This is a genomic window from Ruminococcus sp. NATIVEDY161 (genome assembly GCF_045819895.1).
In the GTDB taxonomy this organism is placed as follows: domain Bacteria; phylum Bacillota; class Clostridia; order Oscillospirales; family Acutalibacteraceae; genus Ruminococcoides.
In genome coordinates this window covers 1,197,528-1,217,723 of record NZ_CP162392.1, presented here as the reverse complement: position 1 = coordinate 1,217,723, position 20,196 = coordinate 1,197,528, and the positions used below count along the sequence as shown (strand labels likewise).

Annotated in this window: 17 protein-coding genes; 8 read left to right on the top strand and 9 right to left on the bottom strand. The window is 49.1% G+C overall.

Going from position 1 to position 20,196, the window contains the following annotated elements; translation table 11 throughout:
• The first annotated feature begins 17 nt into the window (after window positions 1-17).
• Window positions 18-3,785, top strand: a complete 3,768-nt coding sequence (locus AB1I50_RS05935) for a phosphoribosylformylglycinamidine synthase (RefSeq protein WP_407725288.1) — start codon at window positions 18-20, stop codon at window positions 3,783-3,785.
• Window positions 3,786-4,050: 265 nt separating this feature from the next.
• On the opposite strand, the gene AB1I50_RS05930 is transcribed toward AB1I50_RS05935, so the two are convergent.
• Entirely contained in the window at window positions 4,051-4,908 is an 858-nt protein-coding gene (locus AB1I50_RS05930) for a patatin-like phospholipase family protein (RefSeq protein WP_407725287.1), read from the bottom strand.
• A 302-nt stretch (window positions 4,909-5,210) separates the two neighbouring features.
• Between AB1I50_RS05930 and AB1I50_RS05925 the strand changes: the two genes are divergently transcribed.
• Window positions 5,211-5,828, top strand: a complete 618-nt coding sequence (locus AB1I50_RS05925) for a zinc ribbon domain-containing protein (RefSeq protein WP_407725286.1) — start codon at window positions 5,211-5,213, stop codon at window positions 5,826-5,828.
• A gap of 40 nt (window positions 5,829-5,868) precedes the next feature.
• Here AB1I50_RS05925 and AB1I50_RS05920 read toward each other — a convergent pair whose 3' ends face one another.
• Both AB1I50_RS05920 and AB1I50_RS05915 read right to left on the bottom strand, forming a co-directional pair.
• Entirely contained in the window at window positions 5,869-6,357 is a 489-nt protein-coding gene (locus AB1I50_RS05920; RefSeq protein ID WP_407725285.1) for a DNA-deoxyinosine glycosylase, read from the bottom strand.
• Window positions 6,357-6,920 (bottom strand): DUF5662 family protein, encoded by a 564-nt coding sequence (locus tag AB1I50_RS05915; protein ID WP_407725284.1) that lies wholly within the window; start codon window positions 6,918-6,920, stop codon window positions 6,357-6,359. Before AB1I50_RS05915 ends, AB1I50_RS05920 begins: the two co-directional genes overlap by 1 nt.
• Before the next feature lie 200 nt (window positions 6,921-7,120).
• On the opposite strand from AB1I50_RS05915, the gene AB1I50_RS05910 reads away from it, so the two are divergent.
• Window positions 7,121-8,335: a L,D-transpeptidase family protein gene (locus tag AB1I50_RS05910; RefSeq protein ID WP_407725283.1), complete on the top strand. Its 1,215-nt coding sequence runs from the start codon at window positions 7,121-7,123 to the stop codon at window positions 8,333-8,335.
• Between the two features lie 210 nt (window positions 8,336-8,545).
• On the opposite strand, the gene AB1I50_RS05905 is transcribed toward AB1I50_RS05910, so the two are convergent.
• Entirely contained in the window at window positions 8,546-8,812 is a 267-nt protein-coding gene (locus AB1I50_RS05905; protein ID WP_407725282.1) for a hypothetical protein, read from the bottom strand.
• A 496-nt stretch (window positions 8,813-9,308) separates the two neighbouring features.
• Here AB1I50_RS05905 and AB1I50_RS05900 point away from each other — a divergent pair, with 496 nt between their 5' ends.
• Both AB1I50_RS05900 and AB1I50_RS05895 read left to right on the top strand, forming a co-directional pair.
• A complete protein-coding gene (locus AB1I50_RS05900; protein ID WP_407725281.1) occupies window positions 9,309-10,811 on the top strand; it encodes a phosphohexomutase domain-containing protein in 1,503 nt (500 codons plus the stop codon).
• Between the two features lie 77 nt (window positions 10,812-10,888).
• The gene (locus AB1I50_RS05895; RefSeq protein ID WP_407725280.1) at window positions 10,889-12,079 is read left to right on the top strand and encodes a cation:proton antiporter; all 1,191 of its coding nucleotides are present in this window, start codon (window positions 10,889-10,891) and stop codon (window positions 12,077-12,079) included.
• A 42-nt stretch (window positions 12,080-12,121) separates the two neighbouring features.
• Here the strand turns inward: AB1I50_RS05895 and AB1I50_RS05890 are convergent, their stop codons facing one another.
• A complete protein-coding gene (locus tag AB1I50_RS05890) occupies window positions 12,122-12,502 on the bottom strand; it encodes a hypothetical protein (RefSeq protein ID WP_407725279.1) in 381 nt (126 codons plus the stop codon).
• 2 nt (window positions 12,503-12,504) lie between these two features.
• Window positions 12,505-13,113 carry an EndoU domain-containing protein gene (locus AB1I50_RS05885; protein ID WP_407725278.1) on the bottom strand — a complete coding sequence of 203 codons (609 nt, stop codon included), beginning with the start codon at window positions 13,111-13,113 and terminating at the stop codon, window positions 12,505-12,507.
• A gap of 140 nt (window positions 13,114-13,253) precedes the next feature.
• Here AB1I50_RS05885 and AB1I50_RS05880 point away from each other — a divergent pair, with 140 nt between their 5' ends.
• Window positions 13,254-14,156 carry an NAD(P)/FAD-dependent oxidoreductase gene (locus AB1I50_RS05880; RefSeq protein WP_407725277.1) on the top strand — a complete coding sequence of 301 codons (903 nt, stop codon included), beginning with the start codon at window positions 13,254-13,256 and terminating at the stop codon, window positions 14,154-14,156.
• Between the two features lie 472 nt (window positions 14,157-14,628).
• On the top strand, window positions 14,629-15,672 hold the full coding sequence (locus AB1I50_RS05875) for an IS30 family transposase (RefSeq protein WP_407723232.1): 1,044 nt from the start codon (window positions 14,629-14,631) through the stop codon (window positions 15,670-15,672).
• Window positions 15,673-15,748: 76 nt separating this feature from the next.
• Here AB1I50_RS05875 and AB1I50_RS05870 read toward each other — a convergent pair whose 3' ends face one another.
• Both AB1I50_RS05870 and glpK read right to left on the bottom strand, forming a co-directional pair.
• Window positions 15,749-16,693, bottom strand: coding sequence for an alpha/beta fold hydrolase (locus tag AB1I50_RS05870; RefSeq protein ID WP_407725276.1), 945 nt, complete (start codon window positions 16,691-16,693; stop codon window positions 15,749-15,751).
• Between the two features lie 11 nt (window positions 16,694-16,704).
• On the bottom strand, window positions 16,705-18,189 hold the full coding sequence (glpK, locus tag AB1I50_RS05865) for a glycerol kinase GlpK (RefSeq protein ID WP_407725275.1): 1,485 nt from the start codon (window positions 18,187-18,189) through the stop codon (window positions 16,705-16,707).
• A 173-nt stretch (window positions 18,190-18,362) separates the two neighbouring features.
• On the opposite strand from glpK, the gene AB1I50_RS05860 reads away from it, so the two are divergent.
• Complete coding sequence (locus tag AB1I50_RS05860; RefSeq protein ID WP_407725274.1) at window positions 18,363-19,313, top strand: Ig-like domain-containing protein; 951 nt, start codon at window positions 18,363-18,365, stop codon at window positions 19,311-19,313.
• 129 nt (window positions 19,314-19,442) lie between these two features.
• On the opposite strand, the gene AB1I50_RS05855 is transcribed toward AB1I50_RS05860, so the two are convergent.
• Complete coding sequence (locus AB1I50_RS05855) at window positions 19,443-20,171, bottom strand: DUF2812 domain-containing protein (protein ID WP_407725273.1); 729 nt, start codon at window positions 20,169-20,171, stop codon at window positions 19,443-19,445.
• Window positions 20,172-20,196: the final 25 nt, after the last annotated feature.

Below are 20,196 nucleotides of genomic sequence, written 5' to 3'. Positions count from 1 at the left end.
TTTGGGAGGCTGATTTAATGTCAGACGTAATCAGAATTTTTGTTGAAAAACGCGAGGGCTTCAATGTCGTTGCAAAGCAGACCTTGTGGGATATCCGCCACAACCTCGGCATGAGGAACGTAACGGATTTGCGCTTTATCGTCCGCTACGATATTGAGGGACTTACCAAGAACGAGTACGACAAGGCAAAGTCAATCGTGCTCTCCGAGCCCAACGCGGATGTTATTTATGAGGAAACCCTGCCGGTAGAAGACGGCTGGAGAGTTTTCGCGATGGAGTACCTGCCCGGTCAGTACGACCAGCGCGGCGACTCCGCAGAGCAGTGTGTTCAGCTCCTCACTCAGGGCGAGAGGTGCAAGGTTCTGACCGCGAGGGTAGTTGCGCTTAAGGGCGAGCTTACCGACGACGACCAGAAAAAGATTGAGGACTACCTCATCAACCCCGTAGAGAGCCGTCTGGCTTCTCTCGACAAGCCCGAAACCTTGGATATGGAAACTCCTGTTCCCGAGGACGTAAAGCGCGTTGAGGGCTTTATTACTTGGAACAACGACGAAATGGCAGAGTATTACGGCTCAATGGGCTTTGCGATGACGCTTGCCGACCTCAAATTCTGTCGTGATTATTTCAGAGATACCGAGCACCGCGACCCGAGCGTTACCGAGCTGCGCGTTATCGACACCTACTGGTCTGACCACTGCCGTCACACCACCTTCCTTACACGCCTCAGCGAGATTGAGATTGAGCAGAAGGCTCTCGGCTCGGTTATCGAGGACGCTCTTAAGGAGTACTACGCTACACGCGACGAGGTTTACGGCAAGGATACAACACGAATAGTCTCCCTTATGGATATGGCGCTTATGGGTATGAAGTCCCTTAAGAAAAAGGGCTTGATTCCCGACCTCGACGAGAGCGACGAGATTAACGCTTGCTCAATCGAAGTGCCCGTTACAATCGACGGTAAAACCGAAAAATGGCTCGTTCAGTTTAAGAACGAAACTCATAACCACCCGACCGAAATCGAACCGTTCGGCGGAGCGGCTACCTGCCTTGGCGGCGCAATCCGCGATCCGCTCTCGGGCAGAGCTTATGTATATCAGGCGATGCGCGTGACCGGCTCGGGCGACCCGACAACTCCGTTTAAGGACACAATGCACGGCAAGCTGCCCTCACGTAAAATCACCACGGGCGCGGCTAACGGCTACAGCTCCTATGGTAACCAAATCGGACTTGCTACCGGACAGGTTGTCGAGCTGTACGACAAGGGCTACGTTGCAAAGCGTATGGAAATCGGCGCGGTAATCGGCGCTTCTCCCAAGGAGAACGTTATCCGCGAGGTTCCCATGCCCGACGACGTAATCGTGCTCCTCGGCGGACGTACCGGACGCGACGGCTGCGGCGGCGCGACAGGTTCATCAAAGGCTCACACCGAAAGCTCAATCGAGACCTGCGGCGCTGAGGTTCAAAAGGGTAATCCGCCCACAGAGAGAAAAATCCAGAGACTTTTCCGCAACGCGAATGTAGCAAAGCTCATCAAGCGCTGTAACGACTTCGGCGCAGGCGGCGTGTGCGTAGCTATCGGTGAGCTTGCCGACGGTCTTGCGGTTGATTTGGACAAGGTAACAAAGAAGTACGACGGACTTGACGGCACAGAGCTCGCAATCTCCGAAAGCCAGGAGAGAATGGCGGTTGTGCTCGACAAAAACGACGTCGATAAATTCATAAAGTACGCCGAGACCGAGAACCTCGAGGCTACCGCGGTTGCGGTTGTTACCGAGAGCCCGAGGCTCACAATGAACTGGCGCGGCGATAAGATTGTAGATTTAAGCCGTGAGTTCCTTAACACAAACGGCGTTACTCAGGAGGCAAAGGCGTACATCACCGCTCCCTCGGCTGAGGACTGCTACCGCAACAGCTGCCCCGAAAGCCTGAAGGATATGCCGTTTGAGCAGGCTGTTGCCGAGAATATGGCAAGGCTTGAGGTTTGCTCGCAAATCGGTCTGAGCGAGCGCTTTGACGCTTCAATCGGCGCGGCTACGGTTATTATGCCCTTCGGCGGCAAAACCCAGCTCACGCCACAGGAGGCTATGGCGGCTAAGATTCCGCTTGAAAAGGGTGAGACCGACGACGCCACCGCGATGAGCTACGGCTTTATCCCGGGCGTTTCACGCTGGAGCCCCTTCCACGGCTCGGCTTACGCGGTTGTTGAATCAACCTCAAAGCTTCTCGCGATCGGCGCTGATCCGCTGACTGCAAGGCTTACCTTCCAGGAGTATTTTGAGCGCCTTAAGGACGTTCCTTCACGCTGGGGCAAGCCCGCGGCGGCACTGCTCGGCGCTATGCAGGCTCAGCTTAAGCTGGGACTTCCCTCAATCGGCGGCAAGGACAGTATGTCCGGCTCGTTCGAGGACATCGACGTTCCGCCGACTCTTGTAAGCTTCGCCGTAGCTATGACAAAGGCGAGCAAGACAATTTCTTCCGAATTCAAAAAGGCGGGTTCAAAGGTAATCTACGTTCCCGTTCCTGAAAATAAAGCGACACTTATGCCCGAATGGGACAAGCTTGCCGAGATGTACAAGGCGGTTTACGCGCTGATGCAGAGCGGCAAGGTGCTCTCCGCTTCGGTAGTCAAGGAGGGCGGCGCGGCTGCCTGCGTATGCAAGGCGGCGTTCGGCAACTGCTTCGGCTTTAAGTTTACCAAGGAGCTCACAAATCAGGAGCTTTTCGCTCCGCTTTCCGGCTCGCTCGTGCTCGAGCTTGAGGACGGCGAAGAGCTTGACAGCAATGTTTTGAGCTACGACCTCGGTACCGTTACCGATGACGCAAAAATCACCATGGGCGGCAAGAGCGTAGAGCTTAAGGACGTGCTCGACAAGTGGACTGCTCCGCTCGAAAAGGTATTCCCGACTCAGGCGGAATGTCCCGAAATCGAGGTTGACGCTGAGCTTTACCACGCGCGCAACGTTGCAACTCCTGCAATTAAGGTCGCAAAGCCTAAGGTATTTATCCCCGTATTCCCGGGCACAAACTGCGAGGTAGACACCGCCCGTGCGTTCGAAAAGGCAGGCGCTCAGACAGAGCTTTTGATTGTTAAGAACCTCACCCAGAGCGGCATTGAGGAAACTATAGAGAGAATGGAAAAAATCATCAGAGAATCTCAGATGATTATGATTCCCGGCGGCTTCTCCGGCGGTGACGAGCCCGACGGCTCAGGCAAGTTTATCGCCACAACCTTCCGCAATCCGAGAATCGCGGACGCGGTGAACGACCTGCTCAAAAACCGCGACGGTCTTATGCTCGGTATTTGTAACGGCTTCCAGGCGCTTATCAAACTCGGACTTGTTCCCTACGGAGAAATCCGCGAGCTTAAGCCCACCGACCCGACGCTGACCTTCAACACTGTCGGCAGACATATCTCGCATATGGCGTATACGCGCGTGACCTCGGTTAAGTCACCGTGGTTCTCGCAGGTTAACGCGGGCGACGTTTTCGCCGTTCCCGTATCGCACGGCGAGGGCAGATTTATGGCGGATACCGAAACTGTTAAGCAGCTTGCGGATAACGGACAGATCGCTACTCAGTATGTGAATTTGAACGGCAATCCGAGCAGCGACATCGCCTACAACGTAAACGGCTCAATCTGCGCGATTGAGGGTATTACCTCGCCCGACGGCAGAGTCCTCGGAAAGATGGGACACAGTGAGCGTAAGGGTGAAAACCTCTACAAAAACGTTCCGTTTGAAAAAGACCAGAAAATCTTTGAAAGCGGCGTGGCGTATTTCAAATAAGCGGAAATTAACGAAATAAAAGCAAAAGGATTGGTTCAAACGAGCCAATCCTTTTTTATACTATTCTCAGATAAAAGACTTTAAAACATATGTCGATGGAAAATTTTGCAGAACAAGGCGGAGGACGCCGCAAGGCTGACGCCTTGCAAGGACGACAACGCAGTTATGCGGAATTTTACACGGCAGATGTTAAAGGATTTTATTAGAGAATAGTATTAGTAATATGGAATAATAGTGGGAGACCGCGATTGTCTCCCTTACAAATTTAACGCTTAGCTTCATTAAAGAAAGCTCTTAATTCATCGACCTTTTCCTCTGCCGCCTGTCTGCCGAGCTGATAGACCTTTTCCATAACCTCGGGGTCGTGCTCAACACGGTCGATGGGCAGTTTTTCCTTGGGGCAGATAACCACCGCGTTGCCGAGCTTTTCCTCCTGAAAAACCCTTGCGCGGCTGTCGTTGTAAATGATGTGCCTGTGCAAAATCGCGTCGTAGGTGTAGGGGTATTTTCTCAGGCTGAGCTTCATCAGCGGCAGCATTGAAGCCTTTTCCTTTACATAATCCCTCGGCTGGGTAAGTACGACGACGTTTTTTTCGCAGCCGCCGACTATCATAAACTCAATCGGGATGGAATCGCTCATTCCGCCGTCGAGGTAATATTTTCCGTCAATCTTAACGGGCTTTGACACCAGCGGCATTGAAGCCGAAGCGCGAATCCACTCAAATCCCCAATCGTTAGCCCTGTCAAGCAGGTGATAAACCGGCTCGCCTGTTTCGACGTCGGTGCAAACAACGTAAAACGGCGTTTTGTCGGCGTTATAACGCTCCCTGTCAAACTTATCGAGCTCGTTGGGCACGGTGTGGTAGCAGAACATCGCGTTGAACAGATTACCTGTGTTTAGCAGCGACTGCACGCTGCAGTAGCGCTTGTCGTTTGCGAAGCGCTTGTTGTAGCGGATAACCCTGCCGATTTGCTTTGACTTGTAGTTAACGCCGAACGCCGCGCCTGCCGAAACGCCGACAATCGCGTCAAACTCCGCGCCGTACTCCATCAGCACGTCCATTACCCCCGCGGTGAAAAGTCCGCGCATTGCTCCGCCTTCAAGTACCAATCCTATATTCATAATTATTCATCCTTATCTGTATTTTCTGTCAAAATAATAGCATATTTATTCCGCTTTGTAAATATATAAATAATATACAAATTACCGCTCTGACATTTTACAAAACGGCAAAAGCATTATTGGAAATCTACAAAAAAGTTAACATTTAGTTGTAAGAATATACTAACAGCCTTTAACTCCTATTTTGCTTTTTGGTGGTTGCTACAAAGATATACGGATTTTATTGACACCTGAATTTTTATAATCTATAATCAAAGTGGTAGAAATACTAATTTAAATTACTTTAATAAGGGGTAACAATTATGGCATTTTGTAAACATTGCGGAAATCAGCTGCCTGATGACGCTGCTTTTTGCTCAAACTGCGGTACTTCCGTAGATAACGCTCAGCAGACCGGACAGCAGAATGATCAGCAAAACGCGCAGCAGGCAGATCAGCAGCCTGTTCAGCAAAATACGCAGCAGGCACCTCAGCAGCCTGTTCAGCCCGAGGTTATGAATTCCGACGGCACAGTGCTCCCTTCTGATAAGGGACTTGCATGGCTCGCGTATATTCCGTGGGCGCCTGTATTTTTGGTTCCGCTTTTCGTAAGAAAAACATCGGAATACTGCAAGTTCCACGTAAAGCAGGGCGCTACCCTTTGGGCGGTAGGCGTTGCTTATGAGATTGTGAAGTCTATCCTCCTCGCGATTATCAACGCGATTTTCCCGGGACGTTACGGCTTTTATGTTTATCACCACAGCGTGGTTTACAACATTTTCAACTTCATTTTCTGGGCAGGCTCTGTATTCCTTCTCGTTCTCGCTATTATCGGCATTGTTTACGCCGCTACCGGCAAGAAAAAGGAGCTGCCGCTCATCAGCAAAATTCCGTGGATCGGAATGTTGCTTGATAAAATCTACGCTGCAATCAATAAATAATTCCGCAAAAGAATTAAGGAGAGCTTAGGCTCTCCTTTTTTTATTCCGCAATTATTTTCCACTGCTCATATAATCTGTCCATCGAAAACGCCGCGTTTGCAGGGCTGGTGGACGGCAGCTTTACTGCCTCGATTTTCGTCTGCGGATAAATGTACCTCATATACATTTTGTGCGACAGCGCGCCGTTGCAGAAGATTTGCGTTACCTTGCTGTTATTTATTATTACGCTCAAATCGTTCGGCACGACGTCCTTTACCGAGCTGTCGGACGAGCCCGTGATTACGCAGGACTGTATTGAATCCCACAGCGCGAGGTTGTGCCGTAAAATCAGCGCGGATTTTTCCTCGACGGTAGTTGGGATTTCATCGTCAAAAATCAGCGGCAAAAGCTTCCAAAAGCGATTTTGCGGATGACCGTAAAAGAACATCGCTTCCCTTGATTTTACCGACGGAAAGCTGCCCAAAATCAACTTTTCGGAGTTTTCGTCAAACAGCGGCGGAATCGGGTGGATAATTCTGCTTGTCTCCATTATTTCTTATCCTTTTTATCGAGCTTTTTGATATAGGCAAAGGTCTTTTCCTCGCCTTCGTCGCGCAGCATTTCAAGCCATTTGCACAGCAGCGCCTCGGTGTTGGGGTGCATACGGTTTTTGCCCTTAATCCTCAGGTAGTAGGTGTAGGGGTGTTCGTCGGTGTAGCTTTCCTTGTTGTAAATTTTACTCGCAGCAACCCTGTCGCAGAACATCTCAACCACGTAGCGTATCGGCATTTCGACATTTTCAATGCTCCTTGTCTTTGGGTTGTAGTCGTTCCAGTACTCGTAGTGGTGGCGGTTTCTGCCCTTGTGGTGAAGCCAAGCTGCAGAGTAGCCGTAAAGCTCGCGCTCCTTTTCGTTAGGACTGCGCGTGCCCTGATAGTACTTCGCCCCGGGAATAAACTCGATAGGGCTGTATTTCGACAAATCGTGCCTTAAGCCCTGCCATAAAATTCCTGCCTTTGCGCAGTGGGCGATAACCTTGTGCCTGTGATTTGTAATTGTAATAAAGTGCTTAATCGGATGTATCATAAAAATCACCTTATTAAATTCTAACATACTTTTTTATATTTTTAAATATCCCTTGCCATTTTCCGAAAAAAATGATAGAATAAACTGAAAAGGTTAAAAACTTGTAATCTTTTAAACGTTCTATAAGTTCGTTTTATCGGAGCTGTTTGATTCTCGAATGGAAACGGCTGCGGAAGATAAAGTTCCAAAACTATTTATCAAGCAAAATTATACACCAGAGGTAAGTTATGAAAAAACCATTTGCGTTGGCGGTATGCCTGCTCGGAATTATCGTCACGGCGGCAATGGCGGTTTGCTCGGCGGCTGTAAAAAGCCCTGCCGATAGTACAATCGCGGCGTCCGCCGAAGTGACCGGCGCTCCGGCAACCGTTGACGAGGCTTTGCTTACAACTGAATATATAACAATTCCGCAGGGCAATTCGCAGATTATTCCATCCCCGAAGGGCTGCGACGACCTTGTGACAGAGTGGAAAAGCTCGAATAACAGTATTGTCAGCGTTGACTGCGGCGGCAGGGCAGACGCTCTTGCCGAGGGCACGGCAAAGCTTACCGCTAAGCTCTCAACAGGACAGTCAGCGGAATATGAAATTACTGTTTCCAAAGCGGCGCAGCAGGCAGAGCCGTATAAATTCTCAACCGCGATTATCGCGAACGAGGATATCAGGAAGAAAAACTACGACGAAATCGCCGTAGAGGACGAGTTCAAGCTGTACGAAATCCACGTCAACCGCACTCAGAGCGTTGTTACGGTTTACACCTACGACGATAAAGGCAATTTCACCGTTCCCGTCAGGGCGATGTTGTGCTCCTGCGGTATGAACAAATCGACGATTACCGGCGAGTTTGAAATTTACTTTAAGTCCGAATGGCACGCGCTGTACAACAACGTTTACGGTCAGTACATCAGCGGAATTACCGGCGACTTCCTGTTCCACAGCGTTCCCTACGCCGAGATGGAAAACAAGGCTTCGCTCGAGATTGAGGAGTTTAACAAGCTCGGCGGAGAGGCTTCCCTCGGATGCGTTCGAATGGCTGTTGACGATACCGAGTGGATTTACGACAACTGCCCAATCGGCACAAAGGTCAAGATTTACGACAGCAACACTCCCGAGCCGCTCGGCAGACCTGCCGCAATCCGCATTAACGGCAAGGGCTTGGGCTGGGATCCCACCGACATCACGGACGGAAACCCATACAACAGCAGGCTTCCGAAGATTACCGGCGCTCAGGATATCACTATAGATACTGATACCGAATATTCGCCCAAAACCGGCATTAAGGCTTACGACACCTGCGGTATGGATATAACCGAAAAACTCGAAATTACAGGCAATGTGGTATCTTCAAGACCGGGCAAGTACAAGGTGACCTACTCAGTCACCGACGCGCTTAACCGCAGCAATAAAATTGATATATGGGTAACGGTGAAGAACAATGACTGAAAAAGAAAAAATCTTTAATAAATAAAAGTAAAACCAAAAAAGACCGCTTGTCAGCGGTCTTTTTTGGATTTAGAAGTTTTGAAATTAACGTGAAAACGTGGGATTAGTGTGATTGATTGAAATTGTGAAATTTAGTGTGTTTGGTAGTGTGTTGTTATCATTATTAATTTAATCAAAACTTTTCAATATACTTTCCCAATAAGCTGTGTTTTAGCCAACCTCAGCGCATGCTGTGTCACCGAAGCAGTTAAATCTGAACAGCTTGCTCTCGTCACGAACGTTTTCGCAGTAAACGCTTGCCTCTGCAATTTTGCCGCCTTCAATCAGTTTTGTAAGACCGACCAGCTGGCAAAGCTTACTTTTGAGGTTGAGCCTGTCGCCCTCGTTTGTTACGAGAAATACGTTGCCCTCGCAGGTATCAAGCACGGCGAGGAACTCAGCAACATCAATGTTGTGAAGATTAAGAATTGGTGTCATAAATATTCCTCCTTATCTTTCTGATTAACTCGTAAGGAGCTAACCGATATGTGCGCCATTTACCATTTGGCAATAATGATCATCATATCGACATTTAATATTCAGTTGTTACCCGAGTAAGTACGGTGAATAGCCGACAGTCAAGCGGACTATTGACTTGACAATTATTATTATACTCCAAAAATCGAAAAAGTCAACAAAAAACAGCCCTGCGCTTTGGCTGAATTGCCAAAATGATGTCAATAATATACAAACTATGGCTAAAGAAATTGTGCAAACCTCACGACGAAATATTTCCAAACAATTACAATGCGACAGGTTTGTTACCTTTGTATGAGCATTTTTCACAACTAATTTTTGCAAAATTCAAAAACAAAGTGTGATTTGCCAAAGTTTATTTTAAATCGCGTTTTTGGCGGTACAAAAGCGTTTTATTGTTGAGATTTACAAACAAATGTGGTAAAATAAGTATAAATTAAGGATAGGGGAGAACATTATGCTGAATGATTTTTATAAACAGTTCAAAAGCGGAACGGATATCCGAGGCGTTGCTGTTGAAGGCGTCGAGGGGCAGAGCGTTAATCTGACCAATGAAGTTGTCGCTGATATGGCGGACGGCTTTGTGCTTTGGCTCTCAAAAAAGGTGGGCAAGCCTGCGGATGAACTTAAAATTTCCGTCGGCAGAGACAGCCGTATTTCAGGCCCCCATATTATGGAAGTTGTGACAGACCGCTTTGTACGCGCAGGCGCTGATGTGCTCTGCTGCGGACTCGCGTCAACTCCGTCTATGTTTATGACGACGGTTGATTTAGCCTGCGACGGTGCATTGCAAATCACCGCGAGCCATCATCCCTTTAACCGCAACGGCTTAAAGTTTTTTACGCGCGGCGGCGGACTTGAGGGCAGCGATATCGAGGCAATTTTGCAGTACGCTCAGGACGGCGCTCATCCCGACGAGAGCGAAAAAGGCTCAAAAACCAATTATGATTATATGACTGACTACGCAAACGGACTTTGCGAGAAGATTAAAAAGGAAGTTAACGCGGACGACTACGACCATCCGCTTAAGGGCTTTAAGATTGTGGTTGACGCAGGCAACGGCGCAGGCGGTTTTTACGCCGACAAGGTGCTCGCTGTTTTGGGAGCGGACACCACCGGCAGCCGTTACCTTGAACCCGACGGAATGTTCCCCAACCACGTCCCCAACCCCGAGGACAGCGTTGCGATGGCTTCAATCTGCGAGGCTGTGCGCGAGAACAACGCCGATTTGGGCGTAATCTTCGACACCGACGTTGACCGCGGCGGCGCTGTTGACAGCAAGGGTAACGAGATTAACCGCAACCGCCTTGTGGCTGTGGCGGCGGCAATCGCGCTGGAGGGCAACGACGGCGGAACCGTTGTGACCGACTCGATTACATCGAGCGGACTTAAAGAGTTTATCGAGAATGACTTGGGCGGCAGGCATTATCGCTACCGCAGGGGCTACAAGAACGTTATTGACAAGGCGCTCGAGCTCAACGCGCAGGGAATTAACTGTCCGCTCGCAATCGAGACCTCGGGACACGCCGCAATGAGGGAGAATTATTTTCTCGACGACGGCGCGTACCTCTGCACCAAAATTATCATCAAGGCGGCTCAGCTCAGGCAGCAGGGCAGAGAGCTTGACGAGCTTACCGCAAGCCTTAAAGAACCGCTCGAAAGCCGCGAAATCCGCTACAAAATCACCGAAAAGGACTTCAGAGCCTGCGGCGAAAGGATAATCAACGACCTCACAGCCTATGCAGAGGCTAAGGACGGCTGGAACGTTGCCGATGACAACCGCGAGGGAATCCGCGTTTCGTTCGACAAAGACCACGGCGACGGCTGGTTCTTGCTCAGACTTTCGGTACACGACCCGATTATGCCGCTCAATATCGAGAGCGACAGCGAGGGCGGCGTTGATATAATTCTTAATTCGTTAAAAGAATTTTTACAGACCGTTAACGGCTTGGAAATTTAAGATAAAATCAAATGGGGCATCGCATTCTTAATGCGAAAGCCCCACTTTCACGTAATTTGTTTGGAGATGTAGTTTAATTGGACGTACTGTCAATATTTAAGGATATCGCGATTATCGTAATTTTCGCGAAAGCGTTTGGACTTTTGGCGCGCAAGCTGAAAGCTCCGCAGGTTGTCGGCGAGATTATAGCAGGACTTTTAATCGGCCCGAGCGTGCTCGGAATTGTAAAGCTCAACGACTTTTTAAGCATATGCGCCGAAATCGGCGTGGTTCTGCTGATGTTCTCGGCAGGCTTGGGAACAGACCTAAAGGCGCTGATGAAAACCGGCCCAAAGGCTCTCGCGATCGCCTGCGCAGGCGTAGCCGTACCGCTTGCAGGCGGAACACTGCTTTATATGGCGATTTACGGCTTTGCGCCGTGGGGCTCCGAAAAGTTCTTCACAGCCGTGTTCATCGGCGTAATTATGACCGCTACGAGCGTCAGCATCACCGTTGAGGCTCTAAAGGAGATGGGTAAGCTCAAAACCGAGCTCGGCACAACAATCCTCAGCGCCGCAATCATCGACGACGTAATCGGAATTTTGGTGCTGACCTTTGTAATCGGATTTAAAAACCCCGAGTCAAAGCCGCTTTGGGTACTGCTCAGCACGCTGGCGTTCTTCGCTTTGGCGATTATCGTCGGCTTTATCATCTACAAGGTGTTCAAAATTATCGACAAGCGCTATCCCCACACAAGGCGAATCCCGATTTTGGCGCTGGCGCTGTGCTTTAGCTTTGCCTTTATCGCGGAGCGCTGGTTTGGAATTGCCGACATCACCGGTGCTTACGTCGCCGGAATTGTGCTGTCGCGTTTGCACGACTCGAACTATATCGAGGAGAAAATGGACATCAATTCATATATGATTTTCGGCCCGATTTTCTTTGCGAGTATCGGCTTAAAGACGAGTATTCAGGGCTTTTCGCTCGACTTGCTTTGGTTTTCAATCGGATTTGTGCTCGTCGCGCTGGTGTCGAAGATAATCGGCTGCGGAGCCGCGTCGCGGCTGTGCGGCTTTAGGGGCAGCGACCCGCTTAAAATCGGCGTGGGTATGATGACCCGCGGCGAGGTCGCGCTGATTGTCGCGCAGAAGGGACTGTCGAGCGGAATGATAAGCTCGGTCTACTTTACCGCGGTAATTCTGCTGATTATTGTGTCGAGCATTATCACCCCGATTATACTTAAACTCTTATTCGCGCGTGACGAAAAACGCGGAATTGCAAAAACATAAAAATAACGCTGTCATTGGCTTGGCCTTTGACAGCGTTTTTGTTTAATGATGGTGATGATGGTCGTGGTCGTGGTGATGACCGAGCGACGCCATTTTTTCCTTTACCTTAATTTCGCGGATGGCGTAGATGTAGTCGAGCAAAACCTGCTTAAAATCCGCGGTTGCGACTTCAAGCTCTCTGTCGTCGGTATCGTTCGTGATTTTGCAGGTATCTTTGCCGATTTCAAGCGAGAAGGCGTTGCCCGAAAAGCTCTCGCTCTGCGACATATTCAAATCGACCTCATTTACGAGCGATAAAAGCTCGCGGCGGAAGCTCCTCTCCGCAAGTAAAAATTCGTTCAAAAGCGAGTAGCTTTCGTCCTCAAAGACAACCACAGGCACAATGCGCTTGCCCTGCATGGCTTTAATCTCATATTTTAACATAATCAGTCTCCTTCAAAAACAGGGTAGGCGGTGGTGATTTGCTTGTTCTTGTTCATATACATATCAATTTCAAGGTTTCCGCTGTAGCCTATCCACAGCTCTCCCTGAGGATTGTCGGGATTTTTCAGCGCGTCGTCGTAGGCGGCGTTAATCGCGTCTACAACCTGCTGGGGAGTCCAGCTCTCGGGGTAAAACGAGCTAAAGCCGTTCTTTTTAACTCCGCTGACCTCGACCTTTCCCGTGAAAACGCCGTTTCCGTCGGTCTTTGAGCGCGTGCCGTCAATGATTTTTCCCTTGCTGTCGGTCACCATCGAGTAGTGATAGCCCGTCGCCTTGCCCTTGCTGTTAATCGTGCCGTCAAAGATGTGCTCAAGCGTGTTTTTAGCGAAGTGTTCGGTGTTTTTAAGCTTCTTGATGTCCGCCATTGTGTAGGTTTGCTTGTCGCTCTTTGAGCTTTGCGCACTGCTCTGCGAGCTCTGAACGGACGAGGTAATATCGTAGCTGCTGCCGCTTACGTCGGTGACTTTTAGCTTTGCTCCCGAACAGCCTGCCGCAAGCGCGATAAGTCCTACGGCTAATGCGGCTGACAGTATTCTTTTGAAAAAATTCAAATATATCAACTCCCAACGGGTATAATAAACTATATTAAGTATATCATAAGAAAATTACGCTGTAAAGTATTGACAATTCAAATTCGATTTGGTACAATTAAATTGTAATCAATATAAATTAACAGCAAAGGAGAATCCCTATGTATGATATTATTATAATCGGCGCAGGCCCTGCAGGAATGACTGCGGCTATCTATTCCAGACGCGCTTCAAAAAGCGTGCTCTTGCTCGAGGCTTCGGCTTACGGCGGACAGATTATCAACACTCCCGATATTGAAAATTACCCCGTTGCGGCTCATATCTCGGGCTTTGACTTCGCGACAAACGTGTACAATCAGGCAACAGCCTTGGGTGCGGAGTTTAAGTTTGAAAAGGCGACGGAGATTGTCGATAACGGCGGTACAAAAACCGTAAAAACCCCTCGCGGAGAGTACGAGGCGAGGGCTGTGATTATCGCGACAGGCTCTGAGAACCGCAAGCTCGGCGCTGAGGATGAGGACAAGCTAATCGGCAGGGGAATTTCCTACTGTGCGACCTGCGACGGCGCGTTTTTCAGGAACAAGGACGTTGCGGTTGTCGGCGGCGGCAACACCGCACTCGAGGACGCGCTCTACCTTGCCGACATCGCAAAAACCGTCTACCTAATCCACCGCCGCGATACCTTCAGGGGCGAGAACGCCACGGTTGATAAGCTGAGTGAAAGAGAGAACGTAAAGTTCGTGTACAACAGCGTTGTCAAAAAGCTGATTGCCGACAAGCGCCTGACCGCCATTGAGGTTGAAAACAAGCAGGGTGAAACCCAAACGATAGAAGTCAGCGGACTGTTCGTCGCGGTCGGCAGAATTCCCGAGACGGAAAACTTCAAAGCTCTCGCGGAGACCGACGGCTCGGGCTATTTTGCCTCGGGCGAGGACTGCAAAACAAAAACCGAGGGTATATTCGTTGCAGGCGACGCGCGTTCAAAAGGAGTGCGCCAGCTTGTAACCGCGACAGCCGACGGCGCTGTAGCCGCAACCGAGGCGGTTAAGTATCTTAATAAATAAAATATTTTCTAATAGTAAAGGCTCCCCCAACGTCGGGGGAGGCTTTTAATTGGATTGAAACGTTTGTTTTTAATTGTAGGGGCGTGCATTGCACGCCCGCGGAAACGTAATCCGCGTTTACCGGTTTTGCGATTTTATCGCGATAAACGTACGTATAATTCAGCACACAAAAAGCGTTTGGAATTAAATGCTGTGTTCCTGTCCGGTGGGCGGACACGCGGGTCCGCCCCTACGGTTGTTAAGAAAAAACAGCGGTGTCGGAAACGTCTGCCCCCTCCGTCATTTCGCAAAGCGAAATGCCACCTCCCCCGAAACAATGTGTCGGGGGAGGCTTTAAAATATATTATTTTGTTTTATTTTATAAAATCGCGCGTTGTAAAATGAAGTTGAAACAATAAAATAAAAGAGTCCACAGCGACGATTCTGTAGTAGAATTGAGTTACCACACACCAATTCGAAAGGAATCATCACTATGGACAATTCCAATTGTAACACGGAGCACAAGAAATTTCAACACATAACATCAGAAGAACGACACGAAATAGAGGTTCGACTTAAAGACGGTTGGTCAATTTATGCTATCGCCAAACACCTTGGCAGACCATACAATACCATCAGAAATGAAGTTGAACGAGGTACTGTATATTTGTATAACGGTAAGGTTGCGAGATATAAAGCAGATAAGGGTAAGGAAGTTTACCTTGAACGTCGCAAAAACAGCCGCAGAAATATCAATTGTCTTGAAGTGGTCGGTTTTCTTCAGTATGTTGAAAAGAAATTCCGTGAAGAAGGCTGGTCGCTTGATGCTTGCGTAGGTTACGCCAAAGCAAATCATCTGTATACTGATAAACAAATGGTTTGCACGAAAACGCTGTACAACTACGTTGATTTAGGTTTGCTAAATATCAAAAATATAGATTTACCTGAAAAGCTAAAGCGTAACACCAAAGGAAACCGAATCCGAGAAAACAAGCGAAATCTCGGCAACAGTATTGAAATGCGACCTGATGATGTTGATACTCGTGAAGAATTCGGTCATTGGGAGATTGACAGCGTTATCGGCAGAAAAACAGAGGGTGAATCTCAGGTAATGACAATAGTTGAGCGTAAGCATCGTGAATCAATATGGCTGAAAATAAGAGATCATTCTGCTGAAGCTATAGACGAAGCTCTATCCGGGTTAATTGAGCAATTCGGAGATAAATATAACGAAGTGTTCAAGAGCATAACCGGAGATAACGGATCTGAGTTTGCCAATCTTTCTCAGGTTGAATCAAAAGGGATTTCAGTGTACTTTACTCATCCGTATTCTTCCTATGAGAAAGGAACAAATGAATGTCACAACAAAATGCTTCGCAGATTTATTCCAAAAGGGAAGAGCATAGATGACTACAGTGCTGATGATATCCTCTTTTTTGCTGACAAAATCAACAATCTGCCCAGAAAGATACTCGGGTATCATACTCCGGAGGAACTCTTTGAGCAGGAACTCGACAGGATATACAGGGCAGCTTGAGCCGCGCCGTCGTGAGTTTCTCTCACTCGTCGCTACGCTCCTCTCTCAAGAAACTCACGACATTCTAATACAAACGTTAAATTTGTTTCAACTTGCTATTGCAATTTGCGTATTTTATAAAATTCAAAATCTCAGCGATAACGTTGTTACGGCACTTGTCGTTGAGGATTTCGTGCCTGCAGCCGCGGTACAGCACAAACTTAATATCCGCGCCGTTGGCTTTCAGCTTGTCGTGAACCGCCTTTGGACCTTTGCCGTAATCTCCGACAGGGTCGTCCGCTCCCGAAACGAGCAAAATCGGCTTTTGGGTAACGCAGGACTTAAACCACCTGCTTGTGTTACTCTCCTTGTTGAGCGTTACCAAATCGCCCATAGCCGACACGGTAAAGCGGAAGTTGCAGAACTTGTCGGCGGCAAAGCTGTTGCGTACATCCTCGTAGTTGCTCAGCCAGCCGTACGTGCCGTCGCCCTCAAAGCGCTTGTTGTATGTGCCGAACGCGAGGTTTTGCAGGAAGTTCGAAATATACCTGCCGCCCTTTACTTTTTTGATTACGGCAATTGCCGCAAGTCCGGGGGTTGCGGCAGGGTTCGGGCCGCCTGTGCCCATGATAATCAGCTTGTCGTGCATATTGTACTTTTCGGCGGAAAGCCTAACAATAAACGAGCCCATGCTGTGTCCCATCAGGATATACGGCAAATCGCTGCCGTACTCGTTTTTAACCGCTTTTCCGAACACGGCGACGTCATCTACAAGGAGCTTCCAGCCGTCCTTGTCCGCAATATATCCAAGCTCTGAATCATCTGTCGCGGTTTTGCCGTGGCCGAGGTGGTCGTAGCCGAAAACTATGTAGCCCTGATTTGCGATTTCAAGCATAAACTCGTGGTAACGCTCGGTGTACTCGCACATTCCGTGAACGAGCTGGAAAAGTCCCTTGACCTCGCCCTCGGGAATGTAAACGTAGCCGTTGAGCATATGAACATTGTCCGAGGACAAAACGCTTTTTTTAATAATCTGTACCATAATTATTCTCCTTATATGCTAACCTGAGCCGCTTTTACAGCCCTGTGCCAGCCGTTTAAAAGCTCGTCGCGCTTTGCGCTGTCCATCGACGGCTTAAAGTTTATTCCGCCCTTGCAAAGCGACAAAAGCTCTGCCTTGTCCTTGAAAAATCCTACCGCAAGCCCTGCCAAAAACGCAGCGCCTGCCGCGGTAGCCTCGCCGTTTGACGGACGGAAAACAACTGTGTTTGAGATGTCCGCCTGAAACTGCATTAAAAAGTTGTTCGAAGCCGCACCGCCGTCAACCCTTAAGGTTTCAATTTTGCTTTCGCTGTCGGCAACCATTGCCTCGAGCAAATCCTGAGTTTGGTAGGCGATTGATTCGAGCGAAGCCCTGATGATGTGCTCGATTCCGGCGCCGCGCGTAAGTCCTGTGATAGTGCCGCGCGCGTTCATATCCCAGTACGGAGCGCCCAAGCCTGCAAACGCCGGAACAACGTAAACTCCGCCGCTGTCCGCGACCTTGCTCGCAAAGTACTCGCTGTCGCGCGATTCGCGGATAATTCCAAGCTCGTCGCGAAGCCACTGAATAACCGCTCCGCCGACAAACACGCTGCCTTCAAGCGCGTATTCGCGCGGTTCACCCTTAGCCGTTGCAGCAACGGTCGTAATCAATCCGTGACGGCTGTGAACCGGAGTTTGCCCCGTGTGCTCGAGCAAAAAGCAGCCCGTGCCGTAGGTTGTTTTTGCATCTCCCGGGTTAAAGCAGCCCTGACCGAACAGCGCCGCCTGCTGGTCGCCTGCGATTCCGCAAATCGGAATTTGCGCGCCCATAACGTTAGCGTTGCCGTAAATTTCGCTGCTACTCTTAATCTCGGGCAGCATTTGGCGCGGAATATTCAAAAGCTCCAAAAGCGAATTGTCCCAGTCGCCTGTTTTGAGCGAGCAGAGCATTGTGCGCGAGGCGTTTGTGCCGTCGGTAACGTGCGCCTTGCCGTCGGTCAGCTTCCACAGCAGCCACGTGTCGATTGTGCCGAAAAGCAGCTCGCCGTTTTTTGCGCGTTTGCGGTCGGGATCGTATTTATCTAAAATCCATTTCAGCTTTGTACCGCTGAAGTATGCGTCCGGGCGAAGTCCCGTAACTACCTTAATAAAGTCCTCTTTGCCGTCCTTGATAAGCTGTTCGCACATATCCGCGGTGCGGCGGCACTGCCAGACAATCGCGTTGCAGACCGGTCTGCCCGAGCTTTTCTCCCAAACCACAGTGGTCTCGCGCTGATTGGTAATGCCTATTCCGGCGATTTCCCCGGGATTAATTCCGCTTTTTGCCACACATTCAGTCATAGCGGCGTATTGGTTTGCATATATCTCCATTGGATCGTGCTCTACCCAGCCGGGCTGAGGATAAATCTGGGTAAATTCGTGCTGTGCCGTACAGACAATATTTGCGTTCTTGTCAAACAAAATCGCTCTTACGCTTGTCGTTCCCTCGTCAAGAGCGATGATATAATTTTTCATAATCCACCTCGCGTCAGGTTTATACACTAATTATATAACTATATCGGGTTGTTGTAAACGGAATTAAAAATTTTTCGTCAAAATTTTCAAATTCCAAAATACTTGCAAAAAACCGCAATATGTGATAGAATATGTCCTACTAAGATTATATGATACGGATAGGTTATGATTAAATGAAAATTAAGATATTGGCGCTTATCACGGCAATGCTTATGTTTTCCATGGTTTTCTCCGGCTGCGGAGAGGAAGAAAACACCGCAACGCCTGACGAAGCCGTAAGCGATACCGCCACTGCCGACGAGGCTGTTACATCGGTTTCAGCTTCAACAGCGCCGAGCGCCTCGGCAACTCAGCCGACAGGCAATCAAACTCAAAAGACAACAACTGCCCCGGGCACAACCCAGCCGACTACCCAAAAGCCGGTTCAGGAGAATATCCCTGCCGATACAATCGGCTCAGGCAATATCAACCCAAATCTTTACGGTATTATAGATTTGGTTGTTCAGGAGATGAACGAGCTTGCAATCCGCACAATCAGCCTCGACTACTCAAAGCTAAGTATTAAAGTTGGCGAGAGCGCTCAGCTGAAAATCAGCTACAATCCCGAAAACGCCGTTCCGAAAACCTGCAAGGTCAGCTCCGGCAACAAGTGCGTTCAAGCGAGCATTGACGACGACACCGTAACCGTTACCGGCAAAAGCGCCGGAACAGCGCTGATTACCGTTACGTCCTACAACGGCGCGACGGCGTACTGCAACGTCACCGTCACCAAGTCCGAGGAGGAAAAGCCTGCGGTAATTACCGACGACACGGTTCTTCCTCATGCAAAGGTCTGCACCCGTGCGAATGCCGACAGATGGCGCGCGGCTGTTGACGAATACTGCTCGGGCGAGGGTATGGAAAAGAACGGCTCGCTCAGCGGCGAAACCGTCACCGTAAGCACATCAAGCTACACTGCGGACGGCTCGTTTAACAGCTACAAGGAGCAGATTTTAAGCGACGCAGCGGCGCAGATTGACGCGTACACCGACAAAAAATACACCGAGTACAGCTACAACTGCGCTTTGGAGCAGAACGGCTCGGAGTTCACAATTTCGGTTACGCTCTACAAAACAGAGGCGTAAATTTTAGGTTGGTTCAAAAGACCAACTTATATCTTAAATTGTAGGGTACGGTACCCTGCAGATTATAAAATATAAAACAGGGGCTTGGCTCTACTCATAAATTGAGTTTTGAGCCGGCCCCTTTAGTTTTTATTCTGATTTTTCTTCGGCTTCGGGTAAATAATCCTGCTGTGTCAGGTCGACAGCCGCCATGCGCCTGTGAATAACTTCATCCTCTTGCTTGGGATTATCCTTTTTAGCTCGCCTGCGCTTTTGCTTTTCATCCTCTTTTTTCTTAAGCGTTTCAATTTTTTTCTTCGCGCCCAATGCCGAGCGGATAAAGATTACCGTCAGCACGGCGAATATCAGTGTGAGTACCGAAAACAGTACCGTTAAGCCAAAAAACAGCGGAAATTCCGACGGGTTCTTGCCCGAGCTCACCGACGGAATGATGAAAAACGCCGTCAGCTCGCAGAACATAACCGCCAAAATTAAAACGCAAATCACGCTGAGTACAGAAAAACGCCTGTGAGTAAGCCTGTAAGCGCGCATAAGCGACTTGCTGTCGTTGTGGAATACGGGCGATACCTCGTCGCGCCTTCCGCATAGGTACAGAACGTCCCTTAGTCCGTCAAAGCAGTGGGGGATGAGCTCAAAGCCGCAGCGCTTTGCAAAAGCCGTTGTCTCACTGACCTTTGAGCTTTCCTCAGCGAAAATTACGGTGGTGTACTCCTCGCGATTTGTCCTTGAAAATTCGTAAGTCCAACCGAAATTTACGCGCTCGAGCTTCCAGCCGAGGCGGTTCATCTCGCTTACATATTCGTTTTCTTTTTCAATATCAAAAAACAGCTTGTGCTGTTTAAGCCTGCTTTCGCTCAACACGTCTCACCTCGATTACAAATAC

What these genes read in the sequence shown, in the direction of transcription:
- AB1I50_RS05920 (WP_407725285.1), bottom strand. Translation starts at nt 6,357, where the DNA reads ATGGAGACAAGCAGAATTATCCACCCGATTCCGCCGCTGTTTGACGAA.
- AB1I50_RS05870 (WP_407725276.1), bottom strand. Translation starts at nt 16,693, where the DNA reads ATGGTACAGATTATTAAAAAAAGCGTTTTGTCCTCGGACAATGTTCAT.
- AB1I50_RS05900 (WP_407725281.1), top strand. Translation starts at nt 9,309, where the DNA reads ATGCTGAATGATTTTTATAAACAGTTCAAAAGCGGAACGGATATCCGA.
- AB1I50_RS05875 (WP_407723232.1), top strand. Translation starts at nt 14,629, where the DNA reads ATGGACAATTCCAATTGTAACACGGAGCACAAGAAATTTCAACACATA.
- AB1I50_RS05915 (WP_407725284.1), bottom strand. Translation starts at nt 6,920, where the DNA reads ATGTTAGAATTTAATAAGGTGATTTTTATGATACATCCGATTAAGCAC.
- AB1I50_RS05905 (WP_407725282.1), bottom strand. Translation starts at nt 8,812, where the DNA reads ATGACACCAATTCTTAATCTTCACAACATTGATGTTGCTGAGTTCCTC.
- AB1I50_RS05890 (WP_407725279.1), bottom strand. Translation starts at nt 12,502, where the DNA reads ATGTTAAAATATGAGATTAAAGCCATGCAGGGCAAGCGCATTGTGCCT.
- AB1I50_RS05935 (WP_407725288.1), top strand. Translation starts at nt 18, where the DNA reads ATGTCAGACGTAATCAGAATTTTTGTTGAAAAACGCGAGGGCTTCAAT.
- AB1I50_RS05930 (WP_407725287.1), bottom strand. Translation starts at nt 4,908, where the DNA reads ATGAATATAGGATTGGTACTTGAAGGCGGAGCAATGCGCGGACTTTTC.
- AB1I50_RS05880 (WP_407725277.1), top strand. Translation starts at nt 13,254, where the DNA reads ATGTATGATATTATTATAATCGGCGCAGGCCCTGCAGGAATGACTGCG.
- AB1I50_RS05860 (WP_407725274.1), top strand. Translation starts at nt 18,363, where the DNA reads ATGAAAATTAAGATATTGGCGCTTATCACGGCAATGCTTATGTTTTCC.
- AB1I50_RS05910 (WP_407725283.1), top strand. Translation starts at nt 7,121, where the DNA reads ATGAAAAAACCATTTGCGTTGGCGGTATGCCTGCTCGGAATTATCGTC.
- glpK (WP_407725275.1), bottom strand. Translation starts at nt 18,189, where the DNA reads ATGAAAAATTATATCATCGCTCTTGACGAGGGAACGACAAGCGTAAGA.
- AB1I50_RS05925 (WP_407725286.1), top strand. Translation starts at nt 5,211, where the DNA reads ATGGCATTTTGTAAACATTGCGGAAATCAGCTGCCTGATGACGCTGCT.